The following is a 2,924-nucleotide window of genomic DNA, read 5'->3' on the forward strand; positions in this document are numbered from 1 at the left end:
GATCGAATGGACCGCCGATTATTATGTCGCCTCGCTGCAATCGGTGGTGCGCATGGCGTGGCCGTCGGTGGCGTTTCTCAGTCCGCGCGAATTCACCGAATATCGGCTGGGCGGCCCGGTGCCGAAACGGCTGACCCCGGAGCGGGCCAAGGCGCTGGAGCGGCTTGACGGAAGGCAGGGCACGGCGCGGGATCTGGCGCGCATGGCCGGTGTGTCGGATGCGGTGATTCGGGGTCTGGTGACGGCAGGCACGCTGATTGCAAACCGCGTGGCCGGCGATGCCACCCCGCCCGAGCCGGACCCGGCGTTTGCACCGCCGGCTTTGTCCGCCGATCAGCAGGCGGTGGCCGATGAATTGATTGCTGCGGTTGATGCGGCGGAATTCGCGCCGATCCTGCTGGAAGGCGTGACCGGTTCCGGCAAGACCGAGGTGTATTTCGAAGCCGTGGCGCAGGCGATCCGGCAGGGCGGGCAGGCGCTGGTGATGGTGCCTGAAATCGCGCTGACCGCGCCGTGGCTGGCGCGCTTTGCCGCGCGTTTCGGCTGCCAGCCGCTATCGTGGCATTCGGATCTGAAAACCAGCGAGCGCCGCGCTGCATGGGCGGCGATTGCCGATGGCCGTGCCAAGGTGGTGGTAGGGGCGCGATCGGCGCTGTTCCTGCCCTATGCGAACCTCAAAACCATCATCGTCGATGAAGCCCACGAAGCCAGCTTCAAGCAGGAGGAAGGCGTGCATTATCACGCCCGCGACGTGGCGGTGATGCGCGGCCGCATGGAGGGGCTGCCCATCATCCTGGCCACGGCGACGCCGGCCATCGAAACCCAGGTGCTGGCCAGCCGCGGCACCTATCGCCATCTCGTGCTGCCCAGCCGTTTTGGCGGTGCCGAACTGCCTGAGGTGGTGCTGGTGGATATGACCCGCCATCCGCCAACGCGGGGCACCTGGCTGTCGCCAGTGCTAGTGGCTGCCATCACCGACACGCTGGCCAAGGGCGAACAATCGCTGCTGTTCCTCAACCGGCGCGGCTATGCCCCGCTCACCCTGTGCCGGGCCTGCGGCAACCGCATCCAGTGCCCCCATTGCACGGCGTGGATGGTGGAACACCGCCTGTCGCGGCGGCTGGCCTGCCACCATTGCGGCCACCAGATGCCGGTGCCGGAACAATGCCCGGAATGCGGCGAGGCCGATCATCTGGTGGCCTGTGGCCCCGGCGTGGAGCGTATCGCCGAGGAAGTGCGCCGCACCTGGCCGCAGGCGCGCACCGCCGTCGTCACCAGCGACACCATCACCAGCCCCGCCCGCGCCGCCGCACTGGTGGCAGCAGTGGAAGCGCGCGAAGTGGACGTGATCATCGGCACGCAGATGGTGACCAAGGGCTATCACTTCCCCGATCTGACGCTGGTGGGCGTGGTGGACGCCGATCTGGGCCTGTCGGGCGGCGATCTGCGTGCAGGCGAGCGCACCTGGCAGCAGATCATGCAGGCCGCCGGGCGCGCCGGGCGCGGCGTAAAACCGGGCCGCGTGCTGATCCAGACGCACCAGCCCAAAGCCCCCATCATGCAGGCACTGCGCCGCAGTGATGCCGCGGCGTTTTTCGCTGCCGAAATCGCGGCGCGCCGTGATCTGGGCCTGCCGCCGTTCGGCCGGCTGGCGGCGCTGATCGTGAGTTCCGAAGACGCCGCTGCCGCCAAATCCGCCGCCGATGCGCTGGGCGCGGCGGCGCCGCAACGTGAAGGCCTGATGGTGCTCGGCCCCGCCCCTGCCCCGCTGGCCATGTTGCGCGGGCGGCACCGGCACCGGCTGCTGGTGCAGGCCCGGCGTGACCTGCCGCTGCCGGCAATCCTGCGCGAATGGGTGGGAGGCGCCGCCCTGCCGTCCAGCGTGCGCGTGGTGGTGGACGTGGACCCCTACAGCTTTGTCTGAAGCCAGCCCGCCGCGCGCACGGCGGGCAGGAACGTTTCGCTCACCGCTTGTTCCGTGCCATCGGCCAGCACCAGCAGCCAGCGCCGGCCATCCCGCCGCGCGCCAGCAACATGGCGGCGGGCGACCCAGGCGCTGCGATGCACCTGCGCGCCGTCGAGCGCCGCCAGTTCGGGCAGTGCGTCGCTCAGGCGAAACAGCACCAATGGGCGCCGGTAGTGTTTGGAACTGTCGGCCAGCACAAGGCGCAGATAATGATCCTCGGCGGCCACCATCAACACATCCGCCAGATCGGGCAGGCCCGCCCGCTGGGCCAACAAAGCGGGAACGGGCGCTGCCGGCATGGGTACGGCAGGCACCACGCGCGGCCCCCGCAGGGCCGCCGACAGTGCCGAAATCGAGCCGGCCACCAGCAGCGCCATCAGATACAGGCCGAGCCACGACAACTGAAGCGGCCGGCCAATGGCACGGAACATCAGATCGATTTCCAGCGGCAGCGTCGCGTTGAGCAGCAGCGCCCCGACCACCGCTGCCAGCACTGCCGTGCGGCGATCGGTGGTGCGCGGCCCGGCCCATGCATACCACAGCCACCATTTCACGCTGTTCCAGCCGATCAGCACCAACCAGAACACCAGCCGGCTGGGCAGCGGCAGGCGCAGCGTGTCGAACGGACCGGTGATCACACAGGCCAGAACCGCAAACAGCGTGGCGGCGACGATGGGGCGCAGCGGCGGGGCCGAGGCAGCGGAAAGGCGGAGTGTCGATTCCACGCAGCGTGAATCCGGTTCGATCAGGGTTGACGAAGTGACGGGCATGATAGGCGAAAGCGGCGTTGCGGCAAGCGGCGGTGATTGGCCAAACGACGGATATCACCTCACCGCAAAGGAGCGCCTGTCATGCTTGCCAACCTCTCGCCACTGCTGCTCGCCCATCTTGTTGCCGCCTGCCTGGCCATGCCGCTGGGCCTGTATCAGATGCTGGCCCGCCAGGGCACGCCGGGCCA

At 68.8% G+C, this 2,924-nt stretch carries 2 protein-coding genes; one reads left to right on the forward strand and one right to left on the reverse strand.

What is annotated here, in order from left to right; translation table 11 throughout:
- Window positions 1-1,924, forward strand: a 1,924-nt coding sequence (locus RMO81_RS00450; RefSeq protein WP_310473756.1) for a primosomal protein N', incomplete at its 5' end; no start/stop codon positions are given.
- Here the strand turns inward: RMO81_RS00450 and RMO81_RS00455 are convergent.
- Window positions 1,909-2,736, reverse strand: coding sequence for a LytTR family DNA-binding domain-containing protein (locus RMO81_RS00455; protein WP_310473757.1), 828 nt, complete (start codon window positions 2,734-2,736; stop codon window positions 1,909-1,911). The two genes, RMO81_RS00450 and RMO81_RS00455, sit on opposite strands and share 16 nt — an antisense overlap.
- Window positions 2,737-2,924: the final 188 nt, after the last annotated feature.

Origin of the sequence: Sandarakinorhabdus sp. (assembly GCF_031422795.1) — a bacterium.
GTDB lineage: Bacteria > Pseudomonadota > Alphaproteobacteria > Sphingomonadales > Sphingomonadaceae > Sandarakinorhabdus.

Bases quoted from the DNA above. Each gene is read 5' to 3' on its own strand.
- RMO81_RS00455 (WP_310473757.1), bottom strand. From the start codon at position 2,736: ATGCCCGTCACTTCGTCAACCCTGATCGAACCGGATTCACGCTGCGTG.